This is a genomic window from Rhodoferax sp. OV413 (genome assembly GCF_900104385.1).
GTDB lineage: Bacteria > Pseudomonadota > Gammaproteobacteria > Burkholderiales > Burkholderiaceae_C > Rhodoferax_B.
In genome coordinates, this window is sequence record NZ_FNJA01000001.1 from 73,475 (window position 1) to 99,198 (window position 25,724).

The following is a 25,724-nucleotide window of genomic DNA, read 5'->3' on the forward strand; positions in this document are numbered from 1 at the left end:
AGGGTTGGGATTGTCATAACCCGGTAAAGAAAAGGGCGGGCGCAGGCTAGTACAATCTGCTTTTTGGAGCTTTGTATATGCGCCTGCTAGGAAAAGCGCTCACTTTCGACGATGTGTTGTTGGTGCCAGCGTTCTCCCAAGTCCTTCCCAAGGACACGTCTCTTGCGACCCGTCTGTCGCGCAATATCACCCTGAACCTGCCGCTTGTGTCCGCCGCTATGGACACCGTGACCGAAGCCCGTCTGGCCATCGCCATGGCGCAAGAAGGTGGTATGGGCATCGTGCACAAGAACTTTACGCCCAAGCAGCAAGCCGCTGAAGTGCTCAAGGTCAAGCGCTACGAGTCCGGCGTGCTGCGCGATCCGGTGATCATCACCCCGACCCATACCGTGCGCCAGGTGATCGATATGTCGGCCCAGCTGGGCATTTCCGGCTTCCCCGTCTGCGACGGCGGCAAGGTGGTCGGTATCGTCACCAGCCGCGATTTGCGCTTTGAAACCCGTTACGACGTGCTTGTCAGCGAGATCATGACGCCGCGCGAAAAACTGGTCACCGTCCAGGAAGGCGCTTCGCTGGCCGAAGCCAAGGCGCTGCTGAACAAGTCCAAGCTGGAGCGTCTGCTGGTCATCAACGACGCGTTCGAGCTCAAGGGCCTGATCACCGTCAAGGACATCACCAAGCAGACCAGCTTCCCGAATGCAGCGCGCGATGCCCAGGGCCAGTTGCGTGTAGGCGCAGCGGTCGGCGTGGGTGAGGGCACTGAAGAGCGTGTTGAAGCCCTGGTGCGTGCCGGTGTTGACGCTATCGTGGTGGACACTGCCCATGGTCACAGCAAGGGCGTGATCGATCGCGTGCGTTGGATCAAGCAAAACTACCCGAATATCGACGTCATCGGCGGCAATATCGCCACCGGCGCGGCAGCTTTGGCCCTGGCGGAAGCCGGCGCCGATGCAGTCAAGGTCGGTATCGGCCCCGGCAGCATCTGCACCACGCGCATCGTGGCCGGTGTCGGCGTGCCGCAGATCATGGCCATCGATAACGTGGCCACCGCCTTGCGCGGTTCGGGCGTCCCCCTGATTGCCGACGGCGGCATCCGCTACAGCGGCGACATCGCCAAGGCCATCGCCGCCGGTGCCAGCACCGTGATGATGGGCGGCATGTTTGCCGGCACCGAGGAAGCACCGGGCGAAGTGGTGCTGTTCCAAGGCCGCAGCTACAAGAGCTACCGCGGCATGGGCAGCATTGGCGCGATGCAGCAGGGCAGTGCCGACCGCTACTTCCAGGAAGTCAGCACCGGCAATCCGAACGCCGACAAGCTGGTGCCCGAAGGCATCGAAGGCCGGGTGCCGTACAAGGGTTCCATGGTTTCGATCATTTTCCAGATGGCCGGTGGTATCCGCGCCAGCATGGGCTATTGCGGTTGCGCCACCATCGACGAGATGAAGGACAAGGCCGAGTTTGTGGAAATCACCTCGGCCGGCATCCGCGAAAGCCATGTCCATGATGTGCAGATCACCAAAGAAGCCCCCAACTACCGCTCGGAATGAGCGCAGTCGGTAAGTAGTCTCCATCCGGGCAGCCAAGCGCTGCCCGTTTTTGATTTTGACCCCCATGTCCATGTCTACCCATCAAAAAATCCTCATCCTCGATTTCGGCTCCCAAGTCACCCAACTCATCGCTCGTCGCGTGCGCGAAGCCCATGTGTTTTGCGAAGTCCACCCCTGCGATGTGAGCGATGAGTGGGTCCGCGCCTATGCAGCCGATGGCAATCTGAAGGGCGTCATCTTGTCTGGCAGCCACGCCAGCGTGACCGAAGATACGACCGACCGCGCGCCACAGGCGGTTTTCGATCTGGGCCTGCCGGTGCTGGGCATTTGCTACGGCATGCAGACCATGGCCCAGCAGCTGGGTGGCAAGGTGGAAACCGGCCATACCCGTGAATTCGGCTTTGCTGCCGTGCGCGCCCGGGGCCACACTGCGCTGCTGAAAGACATTGCCGACTTCACCACGCCGGAAGGCGAGGGCATGCTGAACGTCTGGATGAGCCACGGCGACAAGGTCACCGAGCTGCCACCGGGCTTCAAGCTGATGGCCAGTACCGACGGCTGTCCGATTGCCGGCATGGCCGACGAGGCGCGCAAGTTCTACGCAGTGCAATTCCACCCCGAAGTGACCCACACCGTGCAAGGCCAGGCGCTGCTGAACCGTTTTGTGCTGGGCATTTGCGCCACCAAGCCCGACTGGGTGATGGGCGACTACATCAGCGAAGCCGTCGCGCATATCCGCGAACAGGTGGGTGATGAAGAAGTGATCCTGGGCCTGTCCGGCGGTGTTGATTCGTCGGTGGCGGCTGCTCTGATCCACCGGGCCATCGGCGACCAACTGACTTGCGTCTTCGTCGACCACGGCCTGTTGCGCCTGAACGAAGGCGATATGGTGATGGACATGTTCGTTGGCAAGCTGCACGCCAAGGTAATCCGTGCCGACGCTTCTGATCTGTTCCTCGGCAAACTGGCCGGTGTCAGCGACCCGGAAGCCAAGCGCAAGATCATCGGCGGCGAATTCGTCACCGTGTTCAAACAAGAGGCTGCCAAGCTCAAAGGCGAGGGCGCCAAGGGTGCTAAATGGCTGGCCCAGGGCACGATTTATCCCGATGTGATCGAGTCTGGCGGCGCCAAGAGCAAGAAGGCCGTCACCATCAAGAGCCACCACAACGTCGGCGGCCTGCCGGCCGAGCTGGGCCTGAAGCTGCTGGAGCCACTGCGCGAACTGTTCAAGGACGAAGTGCGCGAACTCGGCGTGGCCCTGGGCCTGCCGTACAACATGGTGTACCGCCATCCGTTCCCTGGCCCCGGTCTGGGCGTGCGGATTCTCGGCGAAGTCAAAAAAGAATACGCCGATCTGCTGCGCCGCGCCGACGCGATCTTCATCGAAGAGCTGCACAACTTCAAGGACGAAGCCACCGGCAAGACCTGGTACCAGCTGACCAGCCAAGCCTTCACCGTGTTCCTGCCGGTGAAGAGCGTAGGCGTGATGGGCGACGGCCGTACCTACGACTACGTGGTGGCCTTGCGCGCGGTGCAAACCAGCGACTTCATGACCGCCGACTGGGCCGAGCTGCCCTACGCGTTGCTGAAGAAGGTGTCGGGCCGCATCATCAACGAAGTGCGCGGCATCAACCGCGTGACCTACGACGTATCGAGCAAGCCACCGGCCACGATTGAGTGGGAATGATGGTGCGGTTCAGCCGTCTCTTACTCAAGGAGATGGCTGCTTCGGCCTCGGCTTAGTTCCGTCGGCCGGTGCATCCTCGGGCCCGGTCGCAGGCTCATGGGCCCAGGGGGCTTGCGCGAAATGACGCGCCAAAAACTCGATCAAGGCTTGCACCCGTGCAGGCCTTGCACGGCCCGGCGGGGTGACGATGTGCAGGGCGATGGGCGCGACCTGCCATCCGTCCAGCGCGGTCACCAATACGCCGGACTGCAGGTCTTGCCAGGCTAGAAATTCCGGTTGCAACGCCAGCCCCAGGCCGGCACGTAGCGCGGGGATCAAGCCCTCGGCATTATTGACCCGCAGCTTGGCCGGGACCACCTGAGCGAACTCGCCCAACTTCGGATGCTGGAAACGCCAGGCCTCGCCAGTGCGAGTGTGCACGTAGCGCAGCGCGCGGTGTGTCGCCAGGTCACGCGGATGGCTGGGGCTGCCATGCTGGGCAAAGTACGCAGGCGCACCCACCAACAGCAGCCGCACCGTACATAGCCGGCGCGCCAGCAGGCTGGAATCGGGCAGGTTCGAAATGCGCAGCGCCACGTCAAACCCGTCAGCCACCATGTCGATCAGCTCGTCGCTGAAATGCAGATCGGGGGCCACGTCTGGATGCAAGGCCATGAATGCGGGCAGGGCGGGCGCCAGGTGCGACACGCCAAACGACATCGGCGCTGCAATGCGAATGGGGCCGCGCAGGTTCTTGGATTGCTCGGTCACTTCCGCCTCCACCGCCTCACCCTCGCTCAGGATGCGCGCTGCCCGCTCCAGTGATGCCTGCCCGCTAGCGGTGAGCGACATGCGCCGCGAGGTGCGGTGGAACAAGGTGGTTTTCAGCCGGCTCTCCAGGCGCGTGAGCGCCTTGGACACCGTGGGCTGCGAGATCGCCAATTCGGCAGCCGCCTTGGCGAAAGATCCGGTTTCGGCCACCTTGGCGAATATCGCCCATGCTTCCAGATCAGGCAATCTAGTCATAGCATTTTTGGAATGAATTGTTTTCCATATTTTCTATTCTCTTAATGGTCTGTGGATCATAAAGTCTCTCCATCGCAACACAAACTTTTGGAGAAACAGCATGATTGAACGCAGACCTTTCGACTCCCTCGGCGGTGCAGACCACGGCTGGCTCAATGCCAAGCACCATTTTTCGTTCGCCGAATACCACGACCCTGCACGCATGGGCTGGGGTGCATTGCGGGTGTGGAACGACGACGCGATTGCCGCCGGCACCGGCTTCCCGCCGCATGCCCACGCCAACATGGAAATCATCACCTACGTACGGGAAGGTGCGATCACCCACCAGGACAACCTTGGCAACAAGGGTCGCACTGAAGCGGGCGACGTGCAGGTCATGAGTGCGGGCACCGGTATCCGCCATTCGGAATACAACCAGGAGCCCGGCGAGACCAAGATTTTCCAAATTTGGATCATGCCGGACGGCCGCGGCCTGCCCCCTTCCTGGGGCGCCAAGCCTTTCCCCAAGGGCGACCGGTCGGGCAGCTTCGTGGCGCTGGCCAGTGGCCTGCCGGGTGACGAAGGGGCCTTGCCTATCCGCACGAATGCACGGGTGTCCGGCGCCACACTGAAGGCGGGCGAAACAGCGGAATACCACCTGGGCAAGAACCGCCGTGCCTACCTGGTGCCCGCCATCGGCGAAGTGGACGTGGACGGCGTGCGCCTGCTGGCCCGCGACGGCGCTGCCATCAGCGATGTGGACACCATCCGCGTGACCGCCATCGCTGATGCGGAACTGGTGCTGGTGGACACTGCACCTTGAGTTCAGCTTGTCATCGCAAGGGCTTGTTACAAGCCCTTGCATTGGCAGCACACATTCATCCAAGAAATCGCACAAACGGTCTATCCGTTGCGAGCCGGTGCATCTAACGTACACCGGGTTAGTACCTAGTCATTCCCTTTTTCATATCCAAGGAGTTCTCACCATGGCCATTACCGCTACGCCCACCGCAGGCGCCAAGTTGCTCACCCCCCACGACCACACCCTGGTGATGATCGACTTCCAGTCGCAAATGGCGTTCGCCACCAACTCCATCGATCCGGTGCTGCTGCGCTCCAACGCGGCCCTGGTGGCCAGCGCCGCCGCCGGTTTCGGTGCATCGACCATCCTCACCACAGTGGCCGAGAAAAGCTTCTCTGGCCCGATGTTTGAAGAGGTGACCGCCCCTTTCCCTGGCCAGGCCCTGCTGGACCGCACCTCCATGAACACCTGGGAAGACGCAGCTGTGATCAAGCGCATCAACGAAATTGGCAAGAGTCGCATCGTGCTGGCCGGTCTGTGGACCAGCGTGTGCATCGTTGGCCCAGCTCTGTCAGCCATCGACCAGGGCTTCGAGGTGTATGTGATTGCCGATGCCTGCGGCGATATCTCCAATGAGGCCCACAACCGCGCCATGGAGCGCATGGTGCAGGCCGGCGCGCAGCCTATGACTTCGCTGCAATACCTGCTGGAACTGCAGCGCGACTGGGCACGCACCGACACCTACGACATGACCACCGGCGTTGCCAAGAAGTTTGGCGGTGGCTACGGTATCGGCATCAACTACGCCCGCGCCATGTTTGGTGCGCACGAAGGCTAAGCCGCTACCGACGCAATACACCCCCATCCGACCGACTGAGAAAGACCCACCATGGCTGAAGCAAGCTACCCCGACCTGATCCTGCACCGCGGCCTGTTCACCACACTGGACCGCGCCAACCCAACGGCCAGTGCGGTGGCGATCCGGGACGGCCGCTTCACCCATGTGGGGCGTGACCACGAGGTCATGCCGCTGGCCGGGCCGAACACCCGCGTGATCGACATGCGCGGCAAGCGTGTGCTGCCTGGCCTGATCGACAACCATCTGCACATCATCCGGGGTGGACTCAACTTCAACCTGGAACTGCGCTGGGACGGTGTGCGCAGCCTGGCCGATGCCATGGGCATGCTCAAGCGCCAGGTGGACATCACGCCCGCGCCGCAGTGGGTGCGCGTGGTGGGCGGCTTTACCGAACACCAGTTTGTCGAGAAGCGCCTGCCCACCATTGCCGAGCTGAATGCGGTGGCGCCGGACACCCCGGTGTTCCTGCTGCACCTGTACGACCGCGCTTTGCTCAACGGCGCCGCACTGCGGGCTGTGGGCTATACCAAGGACACGCCCGCGCCACCCGGCGGCGAAATCGTGCGCGACAGCGCCGGCAACCCGAGCGGCCTGCTGCTGGCCAAACCCAACGCTTCCATCCTCTACGCCACGCTGGCCAAGGGCCCGAAGCTGCCGTACGAGTACCAACTGAATTCCACGCGCCACTTCATGCGCGAACTGAACCGCCTGGGCGTGACCGGCGCCATCGACGCCGGTGGCGGCTTCCAGAACTACCCGGACGACTACCAGGTCATCGAAGAACTGGCCAAGGCCGACCAGCTGACCATTCGCCTGGCTTACAACCTGTTCACCCAAAAGCCCAAGCAGGAGAAGGCCGATTTCCTGAACTGGACGGCAACGTCCCAATACAAACAGGGCACCGACTATTTCCGCCACAACGGTGCGGGCGAGATGCTGGTGTTCTCCGCAGCCGACTTCGAAGACTTCCGCCAGCCGCGCCCCGACATGGCGCCCGAGATGGAAGGCGAGCTTGAAGAGGTGGTGCGCCTGCTGGCGCAGAACCGCTGGCCTTGGCGCATGCACGCCACCTACGACGAAACCATCAGCCGCGCGCTCGATGTGTTCGAGCGTGTCAACCAGGACGTGCCATTGCAAGGCCTGAACTGGTTCTTTGACCACTGCGAAACCATCTCCGACCAAAGTATCGATCGCATCGCCGCACTCGGCGGTGGCATTGCCGTGCAGCATCGCATGGCCTACCAGGGCGAATACTTTGTCGAGCGCTACGGCCATGGCGCAGCCGAAGCCACGCCGCCGGTGAAGAAGATTCTGGAGAAGGGCGTAAAGGTCTCCGCTGGCACCGACGCCACCCGCGTTGCCTCCTACAACCCCTGGGTTTCCCTCTCGTGGCTGGTCACGGGTAAGACCGTCGGCGGCATGCAGCTGTATCCGCAGCGTAACTGCCTGGACCGCGAAGCCGCGCTGCGCATGTGGACCGAGAACGTCACCTGGTTCAGCAACGAAGTCGGCAAGAAGGGCCGCATCGAAGTCGGCCAGTTCGCCGACCTGGTGGTGCCCGACCGCGACTTCTTCGCCTGCGCCGAATCCGAGATTGCCGACACCACCGCGCTCTTGACTGTGGTCGGCGGCAAGGTGGTCTACGGCGCGGGTGACTTTGCATCGTTTGACGACACACCCCTGCCACCGGCCATGCCGGACTGGTCTCCCGTGCGCCGCTTCGGCGGTTATGCCGGCTGGGGCGAGCAGGGCGCGCCGCTGCAGGCCGTGATGAAGCAGGCGGCTGCCGCCTGTGCCTGCGCCAACGACTGCAATGTGCATGGCCACCAGCATGCGACGGCCTGGAGCAGCAAGCTGCCGATTGCCGACCTCAAGAGCTTCTGGGGCGCGCTGGGCTGCGCCTGCTGGGCAGTCTGATGCTGGATTTTTTACACGAAGGGCGCTCAGCTTTCACTGCGCCCTGGGTGCACTGGTTGGCGCTGTTGTTTCTGTGTGCGGCCTATCTGCAAGGTGCATTCGACAAGGCCCGCGATTTCCCCGCGGCCGTGGCCGAGATGCGGCGATTCGGCCTGTCGCCGGCGGCGCCGCTGGCGGCCGCCACCATCGCCATGGAGTTCGTGGCCTCGGCCCTGATCCTCACGGGTTACCACCGCTGGCTGGGCGCGCTGGCGTTGGCCGGCTTCACGGTAATGGCGAACTTTCTGGCCGACCGCTTTTGGCAGATGGACGACAAGCCCAAGTCCCAGCGCGTAATGGTGGCCAATTCTTTCTTTGAACACTGGGGCCTGGCAGGCGGATTTCTGCTGGTAGCTTGGTACGACCTCGGAGGTGCCCATGTCGGATAACGCAAAAGCCGTCGATAAAGCCGGCGGCAGCTTCGCCCCACTGGCCCAACCGGTGTTCGCCGTGTTGTGGGTTGCCACGGTGCTTGGCAACATCGGCAGCTTCATGCGCGACGTGGCCAGTTCGTGGATGGTCACCGAACTGTCGGCCAGCCCGGCTGCGGTGTCGCTGATACAGACCGCGGCAACCTTGCCGATCTTCCTGCTGGCGATCCCTGCCGGCGTCTTGTCGGATATTTTGGACAGGCGCCGCTTCCTGATCGGCGTGCAGATACTGTTGGCCTGCGTCAGCGGTACCTTGCTGTGGCTGTCCAAGACCAATGCCTTGACCGTCGAATACCTGGTGGCGCTGACCTTCGTCGGTGGCATTGGCGCTGCGCTGATGGGGCCGACCTGGCAGTCCATCGTGCCCGAATTCGTGCCGCGCAAAGACCTCAAGAACGCCGTGGCGTTGAACTCGCTCGGCATCAACGTGGCGCGTGCGGTGGGGCCGGCCGCGGGCGGGTTATTGCTCGCGAGTTTTGGTGCCAGCATGGCCTATGGCGCCGATGTGTTGAGCTATGTGTTTGTGATCGCCGCGCTGCTGTGGTGGAAGCGACCGGCTACCGTGGATACCGGTTTGTCGGAACAGTTCTTCGGTGCATTCCGCGCAGGCTTGCGTTATGCCAAGGCTAGCCGTGAACTGCATGTAGTGCTGCTGCGCGCCGCTGTGTTTTTTCTGTTCGCCAGCTCAGTATGGGCGCTGTTACCGCTGGTATCGCGGCGCATGCTGCATGGCACGGCCGGCTTCTATGGCGTCATGCTCGGTGCCGTTGGCGCAGGGGCGATTCTTGGCGCCTTGTTGTTGCCCAGGATGCGTCAGCGCCTGGATGCCGATGGCCTGGTGTTTACCGCATCGGTCCTGAGCGCTAGCGTGATGGGTGTGCTGGCGCTCGCGCCTCCGCAGTGGGTGGCGGTGCTTCTGATGCTGGTGCTCGGCATGGGCTGGATCATTGCGTTGACCACGCTCAATGGCGTGGCCCAGGCGGTGTTGCCCAACTGGGTGCGCGGCCGCGGCCTGGCGATCTACCTCATGGTGTTTAACGGCGCCATGGCAGCGGGCAGCCTGAGTTGGGGCCTGGTAGCGCAGGAGATTGGTATTCCGGCGACGCTGCTGGCCGGTGGCGTGGGCCTGCTGGTGGTGGCCGTGATTTTTCACCGGGTGAAGCTGCCCACCGGCGAAGCCGATCTGCAGGCCTCGAACCATTGGCCTGAGCCGATGCTGACCGAGCCCGTGGCACACGATCGTGGTCCGGTGCTGGTCCAGATCGAATACCGCATACGCAAGCAGCATATCCCCGCGTTTTTGCAGGCCATGCGCCATGTGGCTCAGGAAAGGCGGCGCGACGGCGCCTATGCCTGGGGTGTGGCTGAACACACGGGTGAGCCCGAGCGGGTGATCGAGTGGTTCATGGTCGAGTCCTGGGCCGAGCATCTGCGCCAGCACCGCCGGGTGTCCAAGGCAGATGCCGATATGCAAAGCGAGGCATTGGCCTTCCAGATCGGGCCGGACAAACCGATGGTGCACCACTTTTTAGCGCTGGACATGGCCCATGCTCGCGCTGCTGCCGCAGACAAGGGAGTCGCATGAGCCAAGAAATCATGCCTATGCCGGCCGTCGAAAAGCCACTCTTGGCGCGCCTGTCCATCTCCATGTTTTCCATGGTGATGGGCATCGGCGGTCTGGCCAATGCCTGGGCGGCCGCACACCGGGTGTTTGGCCTGCCTTTGCTCATCAGCCAAATCTTGTTGTTCATCGCCGTGCTCAGCTTCGTGGTGCTGGTGTTGCTGCACCTGGCCAAGCTGCGGTTTTGCTTTGCCGAGGTGATGGAGGAGTTTGCGCACCCGGTGCGGTCGAGCTTCTTCCCGGCGGTGTCGGTGGCCATGGTGGTGTTGTCGATTGGTATTCGCGCGTATTCCTGGGCCTTGGCCGATGCACTGTGGTGGATAGGCGCGGGCATGCATTTCCTATTCGCCGTGACCCTGATCCGGCGCTGGATCTTGCACGCCCAGGACGAAGGCGTGCTCACGCCGGCCTGGTTTATCCCGGTGGTGGGCAACATCTTGGTGCCGGTAGGCGGTGTGCCGCTGGGCCACGTGGAAATCAGCTGGTTCTTCTTTTCCATCGGGCTGATTCTGTGGCTGTCGTTCTTCACCATCGTGCTGCACCGTGTGCTGTTTGTGCCTGCGATGAGCCAGCGCAGCATGCCTACGCTGTTCATTCTGCTGGCGCCGCCGTCCATCGGTTTGTCAGCCTATCTTGCGTTTACTGGCGGGCAGGCCGGTGCGCTGGGTGACATGCTGTACTGCCTGGCATTGTTCATCGCCATCCTGCTGGCCAGTCTGGGCCGGCATCTGGCCCACGGCACATTTTTCATGAGCTGGTGGGCCATGACCTTCCCGGCCGATGGTTGGGCCGGTGCCGCGTTGAACTACTACCTGGCGCGCCCCATGCCCTACACCCTGGTAATCGCCGCCGTAGCGCTCACGGCAGCCACTCTCATCGTGTCATGGATCGCAGTGCGCACGGCGCTGCATATGGCCAGCGGCGCAGCGTTCCGCGAAGACTAGGCCCTTGCCCGCTTCCATTCTTTTCTCAACCGCAGCACAAGCCGCTGCAACAACCCTCGGAGATATTTCAAGCATGTCTACTGTTACGACCAAAGACGGCGTCCAGATCTTCTACAAAGATTGGGGCCCCAAAAGCGCACAACCCATCATGTTCCACCATGGTTGGCCCCTGTCCAGCGACGATTGGGATGCGCAGATGCTGTTCTTCATACAGCATGGCTACCGCGTCGTCGCGCACGACCGGCGCGGCCACGGGCGCTCAGCACAGGTGGGCGAGGGTCACGACATGGACCACTATGCTGCCGATGCCTTTGCGGTGGTGGAGGCGCTGGACCTGAAGAACGTGGTCCACATCGGTCACTCCACCGGAGGGGGCGAGGTCGCGCGTTACGTTGCCAAGCACGGCCAGCCCAGCGGCCGCACCGCCAAGGCGGTGTTGGTGAGCGCGGTCCCGCCGTTGATGCTCAAGACGGCCAGCAATCCCGAGGGCCTGTCCATGGAGGTGTTCGACGGCTTCCGCAAGGGCGTGGCCGAAAACCGCGCGCAAATGTTCATGGATGTGCCTGCAGGGCCGTTCTACGGCTTTAATCGCCCGGAGGCCAAGGTCTATCCGGGCGTGGTCCAGAACTGGTGGCGCCAGGGCATGATGGGTAGCGCCAAGGCGCATTACGAGGGTATCAAAGCCTTCTCGGAAACCGACCAAACCGAGGACTTGAAGGCGATCACCGTGCCCACGCTGGTCCTGCACGGTGACGACGACCAGATCGTACCGATTGCGGACTCCGCCCTGAAGGCCGTCAAGCTCTTGAAGAACGGCACACTCAAGGTCTACCAAGGCTACCCCCACGGCATGCTGACCACCCAGGCCGACGTGATCAATCCAGACTTGCTGGCTTTCGTACAGTCGTGACGCGCCAGGCGCCCCTGCCACCGGGGGCGCCCGTACCCCCGGGGCAGGAGCACGAGGCGATTCTGCAGGCGCTGGTGGAGGCCTTGCTGGCGGCGCTGGAAGCCCCGTACCCCCTTGAGAGCCCGTTCATTTGGCAATTGCTGCGGGCGCTGCAAACCCATGTGCTGGCGCAGGTGGGCACGGCCTACCTTGGCCGCTTGCTGCCGCAGCAGCGGTCTCTGTACCACCGGCTTGCGCTGTCGGTAGTGCTGCTGAAGAGCGATATGTCTCTGCCCGATATTGCCGCAGCATGCGGCTTCAAGGACGTGCGCCATTTCTCGCGCAGTTTCCGTCGCGTGATGGGCACTCCACCGAGGTAAGCGATATGGGCGATACCCATCGGCTGTGGCTGGTTGTACAGCCACTTGCCACTAAAAAGTGCTACCGTACTTACACCTATGCTTCTTGAACTCTCTTCCGCTCTGCCCACTTGCTCGGGCTCAAAGGCGCGCCATGCGGCTTGAGCATGTGCCAGCTGTGCCGCCGCAGGTGCAAGCCAAGGATTCCCTGGGTTGCGTGGCCAGCCACCTCCACCAAGACCAGGAGCTGGCCGGCGCGGGTGCACGCTTCTACCGTAAACGCGTCGAAAACCCCGGCCTGAGCCCGGTCTTCACCCCGGCCAGCGACCGCGGCTACCTGGTGGGCATTTCGTTGAATGGGGGCCACCGCCGCCGCATCTTCCACGGGCACCATGCGTCCTCGCATGAGTTCGAAGCCAGCGCGGTGTATGTACGGAATTTTGCCGACGATTACCGGGCGGATCTGCAAGGGCCGTTCGACTTTTTGCTGGTGGAAATTTCGCGTGAATTTTTCGACAACGCCACCGATGAGCGCGACGGCCGGCGTGTCACCGGTCTGGAGTGTGTGACCGGCATGCATGACCCGGTGCTGGCCAACCTGGCCCGCGCCATGGCCCCTACGCTGGCGCGGCCGCATGAAGCCAGCAAGCTGTTTGTGGACCAGATGAGTGTGGCCATGGGCACCTACCTGATCGAACAATACGGTGGTGGGGCGGCGGCGCCATCACCGCGGCGCAACCGGCGCTTGTCGCGGCAGCACGAGGAGCGCGCCAAAGAAATGCTGCTGGGCAACCTGGACGGCAAGCTGGCGATCAGCGACATCGCCCAGGCCTGCAATCTGTCGCGCAGCTATTTCACCCGTTCGTTCCAGGAAACCACGGGCCAAACGCCACACCAGTGGCTGATGCAGCAGCGGGTGGAGCTGGCCTGCCGTTTGCTGTCGCACAGTACGCGCTCGCTGGCCGATATCGCAGCGGGCTGCGGCTTTGCCGACCAGAGCCACTTCACCCGGGTCTTCACCCAGCTGGTAGGGCGCCCGCCTGGCACCTGGCGGCGACTGCATGGCTGATCAAGCCATCTTCATAATGCAAAAATGATAGCTGCTTGCGCTGATTGAATAAGCGCATAAGGCTTATTTAATACCCAACAAAGCCTCTTCCTACCCGGTGTATGGAGAGGCTTTGTTGTTTGCGCCACGCGGGCGGCCGTGGCCATCCGGCCGGGCAAGGCGCCTGCATCTTCATGGATAATCGAGATTAATTCTTATTTAGATTGGCGCCGCATGCGGGGCCGGCTCTCGCACCGTGAACGTCACCCGCTATGCGTCTTTTCCCACTGTCGAAACCCTGTACGGCGACCACCACGGCTGGCTGCAGGGCTGGTTGCGCCGCAAGCTAGGCAATGCCTGTGACGCGGCCGACCTGGCGCAAGACACCTTTGTGCGCCTGCTGGCCAAGCGCGAAACGCCTGAGCTGCAAGAGCCGCGCGCCTACCTGAGCACCATCGCCAAAGGGCTGGTGGCCGACTTCTTCCGCCGCCAGGACCTGGAGCGTGCCTACCTGGAAGTGCTGGCAACTCTGCCGGAAGCCAGCATGCGGTCGCCCGAAACCCGGGCCATCCTGCTTGAAGCCCTGACGGCAATCGACGCCATGCTCGACGGCATGAAGCCCGTGGTGCGACAGGCCTTTTTGCTGTCTCAGCTCGAAGGCCTGGGCTATGCCGAGATCGCCGAGCAGCTGGGCATCAGCGTGCGCACCGTCAACAACTACATGTGCAAAGCCATCGAGCATTGCTATCTGCTGGCGCCATGACCCCCCAGCCCCGCGACGAAAACGCCTTGCGCCAGGAAACTGTGGCCTGGTACGCGCGCCTCTGCTCGGGCGAGGCCACCGAGGCCGACCAGCAGGCCTGGCAGCAATGGCACCAGCAGCACCCCGACCACCAGCGCGCCTGGCAGCGCATCGCCGCCTTTCGCACCGCGGTGCAACGCGTGCCCAGCCGCATCGCCCTGCCTACGCTGCTGGCGGCGGGCCAGAGCCGCCGCCACGCGCTGCGCGGCATGGCCGTGCTGGCTGGCACTGGCTTGCTAGGCTACGCCTCGTACCGCACGCTGGCGGAGGGCAAGGACATCTGGCTGGCCGACTACCGCACCGGCGTGGGCGAGCAGCGCAGCGTGGCGCTGGCCGATGGTTCGCGTATGCTGCTGAACACCGACAGCGCCGCCGATGTGCTGTTCAGCAGCAGCCAGCGTGTCGTGCGGCTGTGGGCCGGCGAGGTGTTGGTAGAGACAGCCAGCCACCGCGCGCAAGGCGATGCCGCCAGCAACCACCGGCCGTTCACCGTGGCCACCCGCCACGGCAGCGTGCGCGCGCTGGGCACCCGCTTCAGCGTGCGCCAGCAGGCTGCGCAGACCACGGTGGCAGTGCTGGCCGATGCGGTAGATATCTACCCGCAAGAACTGTCCGGCCGGCCACAGCGAATGCACGCGGGCCAGCAAGCCAGTTTCGATAGCCAGCGCACCACCGCGCCGCAGGCGGTAGACGACAGCGTGGCCGCCTGGGAATACGGCAGCATCGTGGCCAGCGATTGGCGCCTGGGCGATCTGCTGGCCGAGCTGGCCCGCTACCGGCCCGGCCACCTGGCCTGCGACCCGGCCGCGGCGAGCCTGCGCGTGTCGGGCGCTTTCCCCATCGCCGATACCGACAAGGCCCTGCGGGTGATTGCCAAATCGCTGCCGGTACGGGTTAGCCAGCGCACGCGCTACTGGGTGCGGGTCGAAGCGCTCTGAACAGTTTTTCTACCGTCACGTACCGTGCGGTTGGTATCAATTTGATAGCTGCTTGCGCAGTTTCTACCTGTGCTGCGGGGCTATTTCATTCTCAATTCAGCCGTCGCAGGCTGTGGTGGCTGAAAAATATTTTGCAAACAAGTTGCATGTTTTTGCATCTCGTACGGCCTACCCATTAGGAGCACATCCACCGCACCCCGTTTTTATCTTTCTCAAGGCCATCCATGTCCCCATCCCGTTCCGCACGCCAGCGCCTGTTTGCGATTTCGCCCCTGGCGCTGGCCGTCCACGCCGCCGTGTTTTCTGCTGCCACGCTGGCATTGCCCGCCTGGTCGGCCGAACAGGCGCAGACCAGCGCCGTTGCCAAGTCCTACCAAATCCCGGCCGGGCCGCTGGCCTCGGTGCTGGCCAGGTTTGCCGGTGCCGCCGGCGCCGCGCTGTCGTTCGACCCGGCCATCGCCAAAGACCTGCAGTCGCCCGGTCTGCAAGGCAGCTATACCGTGCACGCGGGCTTCGCGGCCTTGCTGACCGGCTCCGGCCTGGAAGCGCTGGACCGGGGCAATGGCGAATACACCTTGCGTAAGTACGAGCCCAAGGCCGTGGCTGCGCCGGCTGCTGCGGCAGCAGCTGTGTCTTTGCCCGCTGTCACCGTCAAAGCCATGGTGGACAAGGCCAGCACCGAAGGCACTGGCGCCTACACCGCCCGGGTTGCCAGCAGCGCTACCAAGCTCAATTTGTCGCTGCGCGAAACACCGCAATCGGTCACGGTGATCACCAGCCAGATGATCGAAGACAAGGGCCTGACCACCATGGAGCAGGTACTGAACCACACGCCCGGTGTCTCCATGGTGGGCGATGCGTCGGAAAACAGCCAGATCTTTGTGCGCGGCTTCTACATGGACACCGGCATCCAGGTCGATGGCTTGAACGCCACCTCGGCCCAACCGGTGTACGAAGGCTCGATCAGCCAGGGCTTGGACCCGGCGATTGCCGACCGGGTCGAGGTCATCAAGGGGGCGGCGGGCATTGTGGCCGGCCTGGGCGAGCCTTCGGCCGCTGTCAACTTCATCCGCAAGCGCCCCACGGACACGTTCCAGGCGCATGTGCAAACCAGCGTCGGCAGCTGGGACCGCGATAGCGTCGAAGGCGACATCTCGGGGCCACTGACCGAAGACGGCCGTATCCGCGGTCGCCTGGTCGGCGCTTACCGCCATGCTAATTCCTTCATGGACCGCTACGGTTCCGACAAAAGCGTGGTCTACGGCGCACTGGAGGTCGACCTGACCCGGCAAACCCTGCTGTCGCTGGCGCTGGACCAGCAGCGCTCGGATACCGACGGGGCCTACAACTACAACTCAAATCCGGCGTTCTACCTGGACGGCGGTATCTTCAACAGCCGCCGCTCCTTCTCCGCCGGCCAGGAATGGACCTACTGGAACGTGCAGCAACGCACTTTCACCCCGAAGTTGGAGCACCGCTTCGACAACGGCTGGAAAGCCGTGGCTTCGGCACGCATAGCCCGTGCCGACATCGACCGCGTGAGCTTTTACCCCGGCGAATATGTGGACCGCGCCAGCGGCACGCTGGTCGGTGCCTGGAACGATGCCTATGCCGACCGCAGCCTGCGCAAATCGGATACCAACAGCGTGGACGCCTACGCCACCGGCCCGTTCAGCTTGCTCGGCCGCAAGCACGAGCTGGTGGTCGGCATGAGCCAGGGCCGCAACAAGTTCGACATGGCAACCTTCCAGAGTGCCACCATGGCGCCCTACAGCGTAAGCAGTGGCACCGTGGCCCAGCCGGCGATCTCCAGCACCGCCAGCTACGACAATGGCTACGACCAGCAGCAGATCGGCGCCTTCAGCACCGCGCGGCTGAACCTGGCCGACGACTGGAAGCTGATGGTCGGCGGCCGCTTCAGCAACTGGAAGTACACCACCACCGACCGCATCAACAGCAGCGCCGCCACGGTGCAGCACAAGAACATTTTCACGCCCTACCTTGGCCTGGTGTACGACCTGAACAGCAGCACATCGCTGTACGCCAGCTACACCGGTATCTTCAAGCCCGTGACCTATTACGGCGCCAGCGGCAAGCTGCTGGACCCCACCGAAGGCCGCAATATCGAGGCCGGGGTGAAGTGGGCGTTCTTTGAAGACCGGTTGAATGCTTCGATGGCGGTCTACGAAACCCTGCAGGACAAGTACGCCGAATACGCCAACCAGGGCAAGCTGCCCAGCGGCGAATGGATCTACCGCAGCATCGACGGCGTGAAGACCACCGGCTTCGAGGTCGAGGTGTCTGGTCGGCTGGCCCCGGGCTGGGAGGTCGGCGGCGGCTTCACCCATAACACAGCCAAGGACGCCACCGGCGCCCGCAAAAACACCTACATCCCGGACAACCTGTTCAAACTCAGCGTCAACCACAGCATGGACCGCCTGAACCTAGGTGCCAGCCTGCGCTGGCAAAGCGCCACCTACTACGACACCGCCATCTACGCCGCCAGCCCGACCATTGCCGTGCGCCAGGAGCAAAAGGCCTACACCCTGCTGGATCTGATGGCCCGCTACCGCTTCAACGACACCTGGTCGGTTACGGGCAATCTGAACAATGTGTTTGACACGGTCTACAACCGCTCGATGTGGGGCTATGCCGACTACGGCACGCCCCGCAACTTCAGCATCAGCCTGCGGGCTGACTGGTAAAGCAATGGCACAGAGCGCAAAGCTGCGGCTGCTATCCCGCGTGCTGGCCGCCATCTTCGGCGGCTACGCGCTGGCGTCGGCCTGGGCGGTGTTTCTAGGCGCAGTGCTGCCCGGCACGCGCGCCGAGGCGGTACTGGTCGGCGTGCAATCCAGCTTTGTGGTCTACACCGCGGCGGTGGTCTGGGTGTTTGCGGTGCACGACCTGCGCCGCGCCTGGCTGGGCCTGCTGCTGCCTGCGCTGCTACTGGGCGGGCTGGGAGTGTGCTGGCCATGAGCAAGCCGACAAGCAAAACACCGGGTGGCTTCCGCCAGTCCATGGCATGGCTGCATACCTGGTGCGGGCTGTGGTTTACCTGGCTGCTGTACGCCATCTTTCTGACCGGCACGCTGGCCGTGTTTGCCGAGCCCATCGGCCACTGGATGACGCCGGAACACGCCTTGGCCGAGTCCCATGCGGGCACCGAGCCGCCCGCGCCTATTGACCGCGCCAAGCGCTGGGCGTTGGGTCTGGCTTACATGGCACAGCAGCACGCGAACGCCGGCATGTGGGAAATCTGGCCTACCCGCGCAGCCGATGGCGGCGGGCTGATGGCCTACTGGTTCGACGCCGGCGGCGGCTACGCTGCGGCCCAGCTCGACCCGGTGACCGGCGCGGTGTTGGCCCCCGGCGCTGAGGTGGTGGAGCGCGCCACCCATGGCGGCAGCCACTTTGTGAGCTTTCATTACGAGCTGCACGCGGGCCGCATCGGCCTGTGGATCGTCGGCTTTGTGGCCATGGCCATGCTGGTGGCGCTGGTGTCGGGCATCGTCACCCACAAGCGTCTCTTCAAAGACTTCTTCACCTTCCGTCCGGCCAAAGGCCAGCGCTCCTGGCTGGACGCGCACAACGCGCTGGCGGTGCTGACGCTGCCGTTTTTATTCATGATTGCCTATACCGGCATCGCCATCTCGGGCCTGAGCTTCATGCCGGCCGGCGCCTGGTCGTTCAACCGCGCAGATGCCGCACAGCTGTGGACCGCCTTGAACGACCCGGCCAAACCCGTGCGCACTGGCCAGCCGCTGGCAGTGCCGGATCTGGAAGCCTTTGCCCTGCGGGCCGAGGCCTTGATCGGCCAGCAGATCCGCTGCATCGTGGTGGACCACCCGGGCGACAGCGCCATGCGCATCAGCGCCTACGGCTGGAACGGTGAGGAAGAGCAAATAACCCGCATCAGCACCAGCACCGGCATGGTCTCGTTCTCGGCGGCCTCTGGCCAGATATTGAACCTCCGTTTGCCTGGCCAGGTGGACGGCGGCGCGGCCTCGCTGGTGCAGCAGGTGATGGGCGATCTGCACATGGCGCGCTTTGGCGGGCTGGTGGTCAAGTGGCTGTACTTCGTCTGCGGCCTGGCCGGCACGGCCATGGTGGCCACCGGCGCAATCCTGTTCATGGTGAAGCGCCGTGGCAAACATGGCGCGGAGTTCGGTGCCGCCACGGCACGCGTGTACCGTTTGGTCGAAGGCCTGAACGTGGCAGCCATTGCCGGCCTGGGCGTGGCCTGTGTGGCCTATCTGTGGGCCAATCGCCTGATTCCGGTGGCCATGCCGCAGCGCGACGATGCCGAAATAGGGGGCTTCTTCGCCGTCTGGATAGGGATGTTGCTCCACGCCTTCATCCGGCCGCCGGGCCGCGCCTGGGTGGAGCAGCTGGGCCTGCTGGCAAGCCTGTGCCTGCTGCTGCCACTGCTGAACCTGCTGAGTACCGGCGACCACATCCCCGCCCAGATCGCCCGCGGCGACTGGGAGAGCGCCGGCGTGGAATTGACCGTGTTGGTATTCGGCCTACTGGCTGCATGGACGACGCGGCGCGTGGCCGCAAAGCTGCGTGCCGGCCCCGCTATGCCGCGCCGCGCCAAGGCATCGCCCACGGCGGAGCTGGCCCGATGAGCGCCGCTTCTGCTTTGGCGCTGCTGCTGGCCTATGCCGGCATGGCCGGCCTGTGCCTGGCGATGGACCGCCACCATGCGCAGGTCTGGGGCCGCGATGCGCTGCCGGCCACCCGGCGGATGCTGCAAATCCTGGGTGCTGTGCTGCTGGCGCTGGCCTTGTGGCCTTGCGTGCAGGCCTGGGGCGCGACGGTCGGCGTGGTGGTCTGGCTGGGCTGCGTGTCGGCCGGCGCCTTGCTGCTGGTCGGGCTGCTGCCGTATGCGCCGCGGCTGGCGGTGCTGCTGGCTGCGCTGGGCGCCGTGCTGGGCGTGGTGGCTGTGTTTGTGGTTCCTTAATTTCATCACCATGTCTTTTTTCAAACTACGCCCGCGCAGCCTGGTGGCAGGCGCGCTGCTGGCCCTGGGCCTGGCCGCCTGGTATGTGCACAGCCGGCCCGCCACTGCCTGGGACACCACGGCGGTGCGCCGCACCCATATCGAAACCAGCGTCACCGCCATGGGCACCTTGCAGCCGCGCCGCTACGTGGACGTGGGCGCCCAGGTGTCGGGCCAGGTGAACCGCCTACATGTGCAGCCCGGTGCCCAGGTTGGCAAGGGCCAGCTGCTGGTGGAGATCGACCCCAGCGTGCAGCAGGCCACGGTGGACGCCAGCCGCGCCGCGCTGGCCGGGCTGCGCGCCCAGCTGGCAGACCAGCAGGCCCAGTACCGGCTGGCCGCGCACCAGCATGCGCGCCAGCTGCAGATGGCCCGCGACGAGGCCACGCGCCTGGAGGACGTGCAAACGGCCGAAGCCACCCTGGGCTCGGCGGCCGCCAAGATCGACAACCTGCGGGCCCAGATCGACCAGACCCAGGCCACCTTGAAGGCCGACGAGGCGCGGTTGGGCTACACCCGCATCTTTGCGCCCATGGCCGGCACTGTGGTGTCACTGGAAGCCCGCGAAGGCCAGACCCTGAACGCCACCTACCAGACGCCCAACATCCTGCGTATCGCCGACCTGTCGGCCATGACCGTATGGACCGAGGTGTCGGAGGCCGATGTGCGCCGCGTCAAGCCCGGCATGCCGGTGTACTTCACCACCCTGGGCGGCGATGCGCGGCGCTGGCAGGGTAGGGTGCGCCAGGTGCTGCCCGCGCCCCCGGTGGCCGAGGCCAAGGCCGCCGCCGCCGGGCAGGCGGCGACCAGCAAGGTGGTGCTATACACCGTGCTGTTCGATGTGGACAACCTGGACGCCGAACTGATGCCGCAGATGACGGCCCAGGTCAGCTTCGTCACCGCCTCGGCGCAAAACGTGCTGACTGTGCCCATGCCGGCCCTGAAGCCGGTGCCCGGCCAGCCCGATCGCTACACCGCCCGCGTGCTACGCAGCGACGGCCAGGTGGAGAGTCGCACGGTGCGCCTGGGCGTGAAAACCCGGCTGACCGCCGAGGTGCTGGACGGCCTGCAGGAGGGCGAGCAGCTGGTGACCGGCGAGCGCGTCGCCGCCAGCGGCCTGTCGCGCTTCCAGTGGTGAGCGTCCCGGTGATCGCGCTGCAGGACCTGCGCAAGCGCTATGGCGGGGAGGGCGGTGGCGCCCCGTCAGTCGAAGTGCTGCGCGGCATCAGCCTGCAGATCCACGCGGGTGAGTTCGTCGCCATCGTCGGTGCCTCGGGCTCGGGCAAGTCCACCTTGATGCACCTGCTGGGCTGCCTGGACCAGGCCAGCAGCGGCAGCTACCACTTCAACGGCCAGGATGTGGCGTCCATGGACGCCGACCAGTTGGCCTGGCTGCGCCGCGAAGCCTTTGGCTTCGTGTTCCAGGGCTACCACCTGATCGCCACCGAATCGGCCTGCGAAAACGTCGAAGTGCCGGCCCTGTATGCCGGCCTACCCGAAGCCGCACGCCGTGCGCGCGCCCAGCAGCTGCTGCAGCGCCTGGGCCTGGGCGACAAGCTGCAGCACCGGCCGCACCAGTTGTCCGGCGGCCAGCAGCAGCGGGTGTCGATTGCCCGCGCGCTGATGAACGGTGGCCAGATCCTGCTGGCCGACGAGCCCACCGGCGCCCTCGACTCGCACAGCGGCACCGAGGTGATGGCGCTGCTGCATGAGTTGGCCGACGCGGGCCACACCGTGATCCTGATCACCCACGACCGGGCGGTGGCCGCGCAGGCACGCCGGGTCATCGAGATCCGCGACGGGCAGATCGTGGCGGATTCGGGTCGTTTACAAGCCAAATCGGCCTCTGGCGCAGGTAAAACCAACGCAAGCAGCTATCAAAACAATAGTAAATCGACTCGACAGACAGAACGCCGAGTTCTCTGGGCCGAGCTGCGCGACGCGCTGCGGGCTGCCTGGCGGGTCATGGCGGCGAACCGCTTTCGCACCGCGCTGACCCTGCTGGGCATCGTCATCGGCGTGGCCTCGGTGATCGTCATGCTGGCGGTGGGCACCGGTTCGCAGCAGAAGGTGATGGCCGACATGGCGACCTTTGGCGCCAAGGCCATGTATGTCTCGGCCATGCAGGGCAGCAGCCGCGACCGGGCGGCGCCGCTGACCCTGGCCGACGCCGCCACCATCCGCCTGCTGCCCAACATCCAGTCGGTGGCGCCGTATATCGAAGGCCGGCTGGTGGTGCGCCGCGGCAATATCGACCACCAGACCGAGGTCGGCGGCGCCACCACCGACTTCAGTGAAGCGCTGAGCTGGCCGCTGGCCGAGGGCGTGTGGTTCGACGCGGCCGACGAGCAGCGCCTGGCCAAGGTCGCCATCCTCGGCCAGACCGTGCGCAAGGCGCTGTTTGCCGACGGCAGCAGCCCGCTGGGCCAGGACATCCTGGTCGAGGGCGTGCCGTTCCAGGTGATAGGCGTGCTGGCGGCCAAGGGCGCGTCCGGCGGCGACGACCAGGACGAGCGGGTGGTGGTGCCGTTCTCGGCCGCCAGCGCCCGGCTCTACGGCCACCCCAACCCGGGCTGGATCTCGGTGCTGATACGCGACATGGACCAAGCCAGCGCCACCGGCGACGCGATCCTGGCCAGCCTGGCCGAGACCCGCGGCGCCAAGGACGTACGCCTGTGGAACCAGGCAGAGTCGATCCGCGTGCAGGGCGAAACCGAACGCACTATGACCCTGATGCTGGGCCTGATCGCCGCCATCTCGCTGGTGGTCGGCGGCATCGGCGTGATGAACGTAATGCTGATGACGGTGCGCGAGCGCACCCGCGAGATCGGCATCCGCATGGCCACCGGCGCCCGCCAGCGCGACATCCTGCGCCAGTTTTTGACCGAGGCGGTGCTGGTCACCGTGGTCGGCGGCGCCATCGGCGTGGCCCTGGGCCTGGCGCTGGGCGCCGTGCTGCTGGCACTGGGCGTGCCGGTGGTGTTCTCGCTCAGCGCCATGCTCGGCGCCTTCGGCTGCGCGGTCGCTACCGGCATTGTTTTTGGCTACACGCCGGCGCAACGGGCCGCCCGGCTCGACCCGGTCGTGGCCCTGGCATCGGAATGAATAGCTTGTTGAAATCACTTCTCTTAACCCTAGCCGTGCTGCTGGCCGGTTGCGCCAGCACTCCGCCCGAAACCGCGGCGCCGGTGCCTGCCGAACCCTGGGGCTGGTGGCAGAGCTTTGGCAGCCCCGAACTCGACCAACTGGTTTCGCTGGCCCAGCGGCAAAGCCTAGACAGCGCCGCCGCCCTGGCCCGGCTGCGCCAGGCCCAGGCCAGCAGCCGCATCGCCGGCGCGGACCTGTGGCCCCAGGCCAGCGCCAGCCTGCGCGCCAGCCGGGAAAGCGGCAACCCCAGCGCAGCCGGCAGCGGACTGGCCCTGGGCTTGTCGGCCAGCTACGAGGTCGATTTCTGGGGCCGCCAGCGGGGCGCCCAGGATGCGGCACTGGCCGAGCTGCGTGCCAGCCAGTTCGACCGCGACACCGTGCGGCTGGCTTTGACCGCCCGCGTCGCCAGCAATTGGCTGCAGGTACTGGCGCTGCGCGAACAGCAGGCACTGGCCGAGCAGCAGCTGGCCCACGCCCGGCGCCTGCTGCAGTTGGTGGAATCCCGCTCGCGCGCCGGCGCCGCCTTGCCGCTGGACCTGGCCCAGCAGCGGGGCCTGGTGGCGGCCCAGCAGCGCAACCTGGCCGCGCTGGCCCAGCAGGTGGTGGATAGCCAGACCAGCTTGGCCGTGTTGCTTGGCCAACCGAATGCCGAGTTGTCGCCGCTGGCAGCCCTTTGGGCCGACGTACGCGTACCCACGGTTGCACCCGGCTTGCCGTCTAGCCTGCTGGTGCGCCGCCCCGACATCGCCCGGGCCGAGGCCCGGTTGGCGGCTGCCGACGCGCGCGTCGCCGTGGCCCGCGCGGCCATGCTGCCCAGCGTCAGCCTGACGGCCGACATCGCCAGCGACGGCCCGCGCCTGCGCCGCCTGTTCGACAACCCGCTGTACACCCTGGCAGCCGGCCTTACGGCCCCGATCTTCGACGCAGGCCGCTTGAGCGCGGGCCATGACCTGGCCCAGGCGCAGCGCGAGGAGCTGCTGGCCAACTACCGCGCCAGCATCGTGGCGGCGTTTGGCGACATGACCCAGGCCTTGAATGCCATCGCTGGCCTGGACGCCCAATTGCTGGCCCAGCACGAAGCCCTGGCCCAGGCCCGGCGGGCACTGCAGCTAGCCGAGTCGCGCTACCGCGCGGGTGCCGACACCTTGCTGGTCTTGCTGGACGCCCAGCGCACCCTGGCCAGCACCCAGGACAGCCTGGTGCAGCTGCAACTGGCGCGGCTGCAGGCGGCGGTGGCGCTGTTCCAGGCGTTTGGCGGCTAAGCTGCCACCAGCTGCGGCCGCCGCTCCAGCAACGCGATGATGTTGGGTAGCAGCGCCTCGGTGGCCAGCCGGCCTTGTTCCACCAGGTAGGGCATGGCTGCGGTATCGAACAGGCCAACCCGGCGCTCCAGCCGGGGAAAGATGCGCAGCAGGCGCATGCCGTCGGCCTCGGCGGCGGCCAGGCGGGCGTACATCAGGTTGTTGGTCATGGCCGAGGTGGTCTGGGCCAGCAGGCGCGAGGGCTTGTTGACACGCTGCGGCATCAGCGCCTCAAAACCCAGGGCGATCACCGCATAGGCGTCGTCGGCAGCGCTGACCGGCAGCGGGTCGGACACAAAGCCGTCCACCAGCCGCTGGCCGTCCACATGCTGGGGCGCAAACATGAAGGGCATGGCGATGCTGGCGCGCAGCGCATCGGACACCCGGCCATGGCGCAACACCACGGCAGCCCCGGTGGCGGCATCGGTGGCGGTGACCCGCAGCGGAATCGGCAGCTGCTCCAGCCGCAGCTCGCCCAAGGCTTTGTGCAGGCGGGCGCGGATCAGCCGGTCGTCGCGCAAGGCGAAGTCGGCGCCAAACCGGCCCCAGCCCGGCCAGACCATCTGCGGAATCGCCAGCCAGCGGTGGGTCTGGGTCAGCTCGGCGGTCCACAGCGTGGTGGCGATGCGCACTGCCTCGGCGGCCGGGATCTGCTGGGCAATCAGCGCGCCGAACATCGCGCCCGCACTGCAGCCGACCACCAGGTCGGGGGCGATGCCTTCGCGGGCCAGCACCTCGACCATGCCCAGGGCCGCAATGCTGCGCACACCACCGCTACCCAGCACCAGGGCCAGGTGCGGGGCAGGTGGATGGTAGGCGGGGCTATGCACGGCGGGCGATGTGTAAAGCAGACTCGGCATGCACCAGGCGCGGGTCTTCGGCGTCGGGGGTGCAGCAAAAGCGGCAGCGCCGCATCAGCGCCAGCATAGCCCGGTTGTCGGCCAGCACCTCGCCGTGCAGCCACCGCAGGCCGGTGTGGGCGGCGGTGTTGGCCAGGGCCCGCATCGCGCGTTCGCCCAGGCCGCGGCGCTGCCAGCGCTCGTCCACCACCACCGCGAATTCGGCGCAATCGCCCTGGCTGTCGACGGCGTAGCGGGCCTCGGCAACCACCTGCAGCTGCTGCTGCCGCTCGGCGGTGACGATAAAGGCGATTTGGCCGGGCGCCTGCAGGCAGCCCAGCAGCGCCGGCCGGCTGTTGACGCCGCCGTGGAAGCGGTTGCGCCGGGCGCCGGGCGACAGGCGCTCCAGCATGTCGTCGAGCAGCGGGCCGTCTTGCGCCTGCATGGGCCGCAGGGTCAGCTGTGTGCCGTCGCGCAGACGCCAGTGGTCACGGTCCTCAAGCCGAGGGGGCGGGGTCTGGAGGGTTTGGAAGGTGAACATGGCATCCCAGGAATGGCAGTGCAT

The 25,724-nt window shown here is 65.3% G+C and carries 23 protein-coding genes; 20 read left to right on the forward strand and 3 right to left on the reverse strand.

All coding sequences use genetic code 11. The annotated features are described in order from the left end of the window. Positions 1 to 77 precede the first annotated feature (77 nt). Together guaB and guaA are read left to right on the forward strand one after the other, a co-directional pair. Positions 78 to 1,547, forward strand: coding sequence for an IMP dehydrogenase (gene guaB, locus BLT66_RS00325; protein WP_092754267.1), 1,470 nt, complete (start codon positions 78 to 80; stop codon positions 1,545 to 1,547). A 70-nt stretch (positions 1,548 to 1,617) separates the two neighbouring features. Continuing rightward, the gene (gene guaA / locus BLT66_RS00330) at positions 1,618 to 3,234 is read left to right on the forward strand and encodes a glutamine-hydrolyzing GMP synthase (protein ID WP_369821580.1); all 1,617 of its coding nucleotides are present in this window, start codon (positions 1,618 to 1,620) and stop codon (positions 3,232 to 3,234) included. Positions 3,235 to 3,258: 24 nt separating this feature from the next. On the opposite strand, the gene BLT66_RS00335 is transcribed toward guaA, so the two are convergent. Next, positions 3,259 to 4,239: a LysR family transcriptional regulator gene (locus BLT66_RS00335; RefSeq protein ID WP_092754273.1), complete on the reverse strand. Its 981-nt coding sequence runs from the start codon at positions 4,237 to 4,239 to the stop codon at positions 3,259 to 3,261. A gap of 100 nt (positions 4,240 to 4,339) precedes the next feature. On the opposite strand from BLT66_RS00335, the gene BLT66_RS00340 reads away from it, so the two are divergent. From BLT66_RS00340 to BLT66_RS00425, 18 genes are all read left to right on the forward strand, one after another. Further along, the gene (locus BLT66_RS00340; RefSeq protein WP_092754276.1) at positions 4,340 to 5,041 is read left to right on the forward strand and encodes a pirin family protein; all 702 of its coding nucleotides are present in this window, start codon (positions 4,340 to 4,342) and stop codon (positions 5,039 to 5,041) included. A 163-nt stretch (positions 5,042 to 5,204) separates the two neighbouring features. Further along, positions 5,205 to 5,858: an isochorismatase family protein gene (locus BLT66_RS00345; RefSeq protein WP_092754279.1), complete on the forward strand. Its 654-nt coding sequence runs from the start codon at positions 5,205 to 5,207 to the stop codon at positions 5,856 to 5,858. A gap of 51 nt (positions 5,859 to 5,909) precedes the next feature. Continuing rightward, a complete protein-coding gene (locus tag BLT66_RS00350; RefSeq protein WP_092754281.1) occupies positions 5,910 to 7,796 on the forward strand; it encodes an amidohydrolase in 1,887 nt (628 codons plus the stop codon). Then, on the forward strand, positions 7,796 to 8,224 hold the full coding sequence (locus BLT66_RS00355) for a DoxX family protein (protein WP_092754285.1): 429 nt from the start codon (positions 7,796 to 7,798) through the stop codon (positions 8,222 to 8,224). The genes BLT66_RS00350 and BLT66_RS00355 overlap by 1 nt, the downstream gene beginning before the upstream one ends. After that, complete coding sequence (locus BLT66_RS00360; RefSeq protein WP_092754289.1) at positions 8,214 to 9,851, forward strand: MFS transporter; 1,638 nt, start codon at positions 8,214 to 8,216, stop codon at positions 9,849 to 9,851. Before BLT66_RS00355 ends, BLT66_RS00360 begins: the two co-directional genes overlap by 11 nt. Beyond that, entirely contained in the window at positions 9,848 to 10,831 is a 984-nt protein-coding gene (locus tag BLT66_RS00365; protein WP_092754292.1) for an SLAC1 anion channel family protein, read from the forward strand. Before BLT66_RS00360 ends, BLT66_RS00365 begins: the two co-directional genes overlap by 4 nt. A 73-nt stretch (positions 10,832 to 10,904) precedes the next feature. Continuing rightward, positions 10,905 to 11,741 (forward strand): alpha/beta fold hydrolase, encoded by an 837-nt coding sequence (locus tag BLT66_RS00370; protein ID WP_092754296.1) that lies wholly within the window; start codon positions 10,905 to 10,907, stop codon positions 11,739 to 11,741. Further along, positions 11,738 to 12,100: a helix-turn-helix domain-containing protein gene (locus tag BLT66_RS27015; RefSeq protein WP_255406703.1), complete on the forward strand. Its 363-nt coding sequence runs from the start codon at positions 11,738 to 11,740 to the stop codon at positions 12,098 to 12,100. The genes BLT66_RS00370 and BLT66_RS27015 overlap by 4 nt, the downstream gene beginning before the upstream one ends. Before the next feature lie 133 nt (positions 12,101 to 12,233). After that, the gene (locus BLT66_RS00380) at positions 12,234 to 13,148 is read left to right on the forward strand and encodes an AraC family transcriptional regulator (protein WP_092754299.1); all 915 of its coding nucleotides are present in this window, start codon (positions 12,234 to 12,236) and stop codon (positions 13,146 to 13,148) included. A 235-nt stretch (positions 13,149 to 13,383) separates the two neighbouring features. Further along, positions 13,384 to 13,890, forward strand: a complete 507-nt coding sequence (locus BLT66_RS00385) for a sigma-70 family RNA polymerase sigma factor (RefSeq protein WP_092754301.1) — start codon at positions 13,384 to 13,386, stop codon at positions 13,888 to 13,890. After that, on the forward strand, positions 13,887 to 14,867 hold the full coding sequence (locus BLT66_RS00390) for a FecR domain-containing protein (protein WP_092754304.1): 981 nt from the start codon (positions 13,887 to 13,889) through the stop codon (positions 14,865 to 14,867). The genes BLT66_RS00385 and BLT66_RS00390 overlap by 4 nt, the downstream gene beginning before the upstream one ends. A 224-nt stretch (positions 14,868 to 15,091) precedes the next feature. Next, positions 15,092 to 17,572: a TonB-dependent siderophore receptor gene (locus BLT66_RS00395; RefSeq protein WP_092754307.1), complete on the forward strand. Its 2,481-nt coding sequence runs from the start codon at positions 15,092 to 15,094 to the stop codon at positions 17,570 to 17,572. 4 nt (positions 17,573 to 17,576) lie between these two features. Further along, positions 17,577 to 17,846 (forward strand): hypothetical protein, encoded by a 270-nt coding sequence (locus tag BLT66_RS00400; RefSeq protein ID WP_092754310.1) that lies wholly within the window; start codon positions 17,577 to 17,579, stop codon positions 17,844 to 17,846. Continuing rightward, positions 17,843 to 19,498 carry a PepSY-associated TM helix domain-containing protein gene (locus BLT66_RS00405; protein WP_255406704.1) on the forward strand — a complete coding sequence of 552 codons (1,656 nt, stop codon included), beginning with the start codon at positions 17,843 to 17,845 and terminating at the stop codon, positions 19,496 to 19,498. Before BLT66_RS00400 ends, BLT66_RS00405 begins: the two co-directional genes overlap by 4 nt. Then, positions 19,495 to 19,833: a DUF3325 domain-containing protein gene (locus BLT66_RS00410; RefSeq protein WP_092754316.1), complete on the forward strand. Its 339-nt coding sequence runs from the start codon at positions 19,495 to 19,497 to the stop codon at positions 19,831 to 19,833. The genes BLT66_RS00405 and BLT66_RS00410 overlap by 4 nt, the downstream gene beginning before the upstream one ends. 10 nt (positions 19,834 to 19,843) lie before the next feature. Next, the gene (locus BLT66_RS00415) at positions 19,844 to 21,010 is read left to right on the forward strand and encodes an efflux RND transporter periplasmic adaptor subunit (RefSeq protein ID WP_092754318.1); all 1,167 of its coding nucleotides are present in this window, start codon (positions 19,844 to 19,846) and stop codon (positions 21,008 to 21,010) included. Beyond that, entirely contained in the window at positions 21,007 to 22,977 is a 1,971-nt protein-coding gene (locus BLT66_RS00420) for a MacB family efflux pump subunit (RefSeq protein WP_092756945.1), read from the forward strand. Before BLT66_RS00415 ends, BLT66_RS00420 begins: the two co-directional genes overlap by 4 nt. 8 nt (positions 22,978 to 22,985) lie before the next feature. Further along, positions 22,986 to 24,281: an efflux transporter outer membrane subunit gene (locus tag BLT66_RS00425; RefSeq protein WP_143029121.1), complete on the forward strand. Its 1,296-nt coding sequence runs from the start codon at positions 22,986 to 22,988 to the stop codon at positions 24,279 to 24,281. Here BLT66_RS00425 and BLT66_RS00430 read toward each other — a convergent pair. Both BLT66_RS00430 and BLT66_RS00435 read right to left on the reverse strand, forming a co-directional pair. Further along, complete coding sequence (locus BLT66_RS00430) at positions 24,278 to 25,150, reverse strand: patatin-like phospholipase family protein (RefSeq protein ID WP_176954931.1); 873 nt, start codon at positions 25,148 to 25,150, stop codon at positions 24,278 to 24,280. The two genes, BLT66_RS00425 and BLT66_RS00430, sit on opposite strands and share 4 nt — an antisense overlap. Then, on the reverse strand, positions 25,143 to 25,724 hold the full coding sequence (locus tag BLT66_RS00435; protein ID WP_092754327.1) for a GNAT family N-acetyltransferase: 582 nt from the start codon (positions 25,722 to 25,724) through the stop codon (positions 25,143 to 25,145). Before BLT66_RS00435 ends, BLT66_RS00430 begins: the two co-directional genes overlap by 8 nt.

Excerpts from the sequence above, each read along its gene's own strand:
- guaB (WP_092754267.1), top strand. The coding sequence starts at position 78 with ATGCGCCTGCTAGGAAAAGCGCTCACTTTCGACGATGTGTTGTTGGTG.
- guaA (WP_369821580.1), top strand. The coding sequence starts at position 1,618 with ATGTCTACCCATCAAAAAATCCTCATCCTCGATTTCGGCTCCCAAGTC.
- BLT66_RS00335 (WP_092754273.1), bottom strand. The coding sequence starts at position 4,239 with ATGACTAGATTGCCTGATCTGGAAGCATGGGCGATATTCGCCAAGGTG.
- BLT66_RS00340 (WP_092754276.1), top strand. The coding sequence starts at position 4,340 with ATGATTGAACGCAGACCTTTCGACTCCCTCGGCGGTGCAGACCACGGC.
- BLT66_RS00345 (WP_092754279.1), top strand. The coding sequence starts at position 5,205 with ATGGCCATTACCGCTACGCCCACCGCAGGCGCCAAGTTGCTCACCCCC.
- BLT66_RS00350 (WP_092754281.1), top strand. The coding sequence starts at position 5,910 with ATGGCTGAAGCAAGCTACCCCGACCTGATCCTGCACCGCGGCCTGTTC.
- BLT66_RS00355 (WP_092754285.1), top strand. The coding sequence starts at position 7,796 with ATGCTGGATTTTTTACACGAAGGGCGCTCAGCTTTCACTGCGCCCTGG.
- BLT66_RS00360 (WP_092754289.1), top strand. The coding sequence starts at position 8,214 with ATGTCGGATAACGCAAAAGCCGTCGATAAAGCCGGCGGCAGCTTCGCC.
- BLT66_RS00365 (WP_092754292.1), top strand. The coding sequence starts at position 9,848 with ATGAGCCAAGAAATCATGCCTATGCCGGCCGTCGAAAAGCCACTCTTG.
- BLT66_RS00370 (WP_092754296.1), top strand. The coding sequence starts at position 10,905 with ATGTCTACTGTTACGACCAAAGACGGCGTCCAGATCTTCTACAAAGAT.
- BLT66_RS00380 (WP_092754299.1), top strand. The coding sequence starts at position 12,234 with ATGCGGCTTGAGCATGTGCCAGCTGTGCCGCCGCAGGTGCAAGCCAAG.
- BLT66_RS00390 (WP_092754304.1), top strand. The coding sequence starts at position 13,887 with ATGACCCCCCAGCCCCGCGACGAAAACGCCTTGCGCCAGGAAACTGTG.
- BLT66_RS00395 (WP_092754307.1), top strand. The coding sequence starts at position 15,092 with ATGTCCCCATCCCGTTCCGCACGCCAGCGCCTGTTTGCGATTTCGCCC.
- BLT66_RS00400 (WP_092754310.1), top strand. The coding sequence starts at position 17,577 with ATGGCACAGAGCGCAAAGCTGCGGCTGCTATCCCGCGTGCTGGCCGCC.
- BLT66_RS00405 (WP_255406704.1), top strand. The coding sequence starts at position 17,843 with ATGAGCAAGCCGACAAGCAAAACACCGGGTGGCTTCCGCCAGTCCATG.
- BLT66_RS00410 (WP_092754316.1), top strand. The coding sequence starts at position 19,495 with ATGAGCGCCGCTTCTGCTTTGGCGCTGCTGCTGGCCTATGCCGGCATG.
- BLT66_RS00415 (WP_092754318.1), top strand. The coding sequence starts at position 19,844 with ATGTCTTTTTTCAAACTACGCCCGCGCAGCCTGGTGGCAGGCGCGCTG.
- BLT66_RS00435 (WP_092754327.1), bottom strand. The coding sequence starts at position 25,724 with ATGCACTGCCATTCCTGGGATGCCATGTTCACCTTCCAAACCCTCCAG.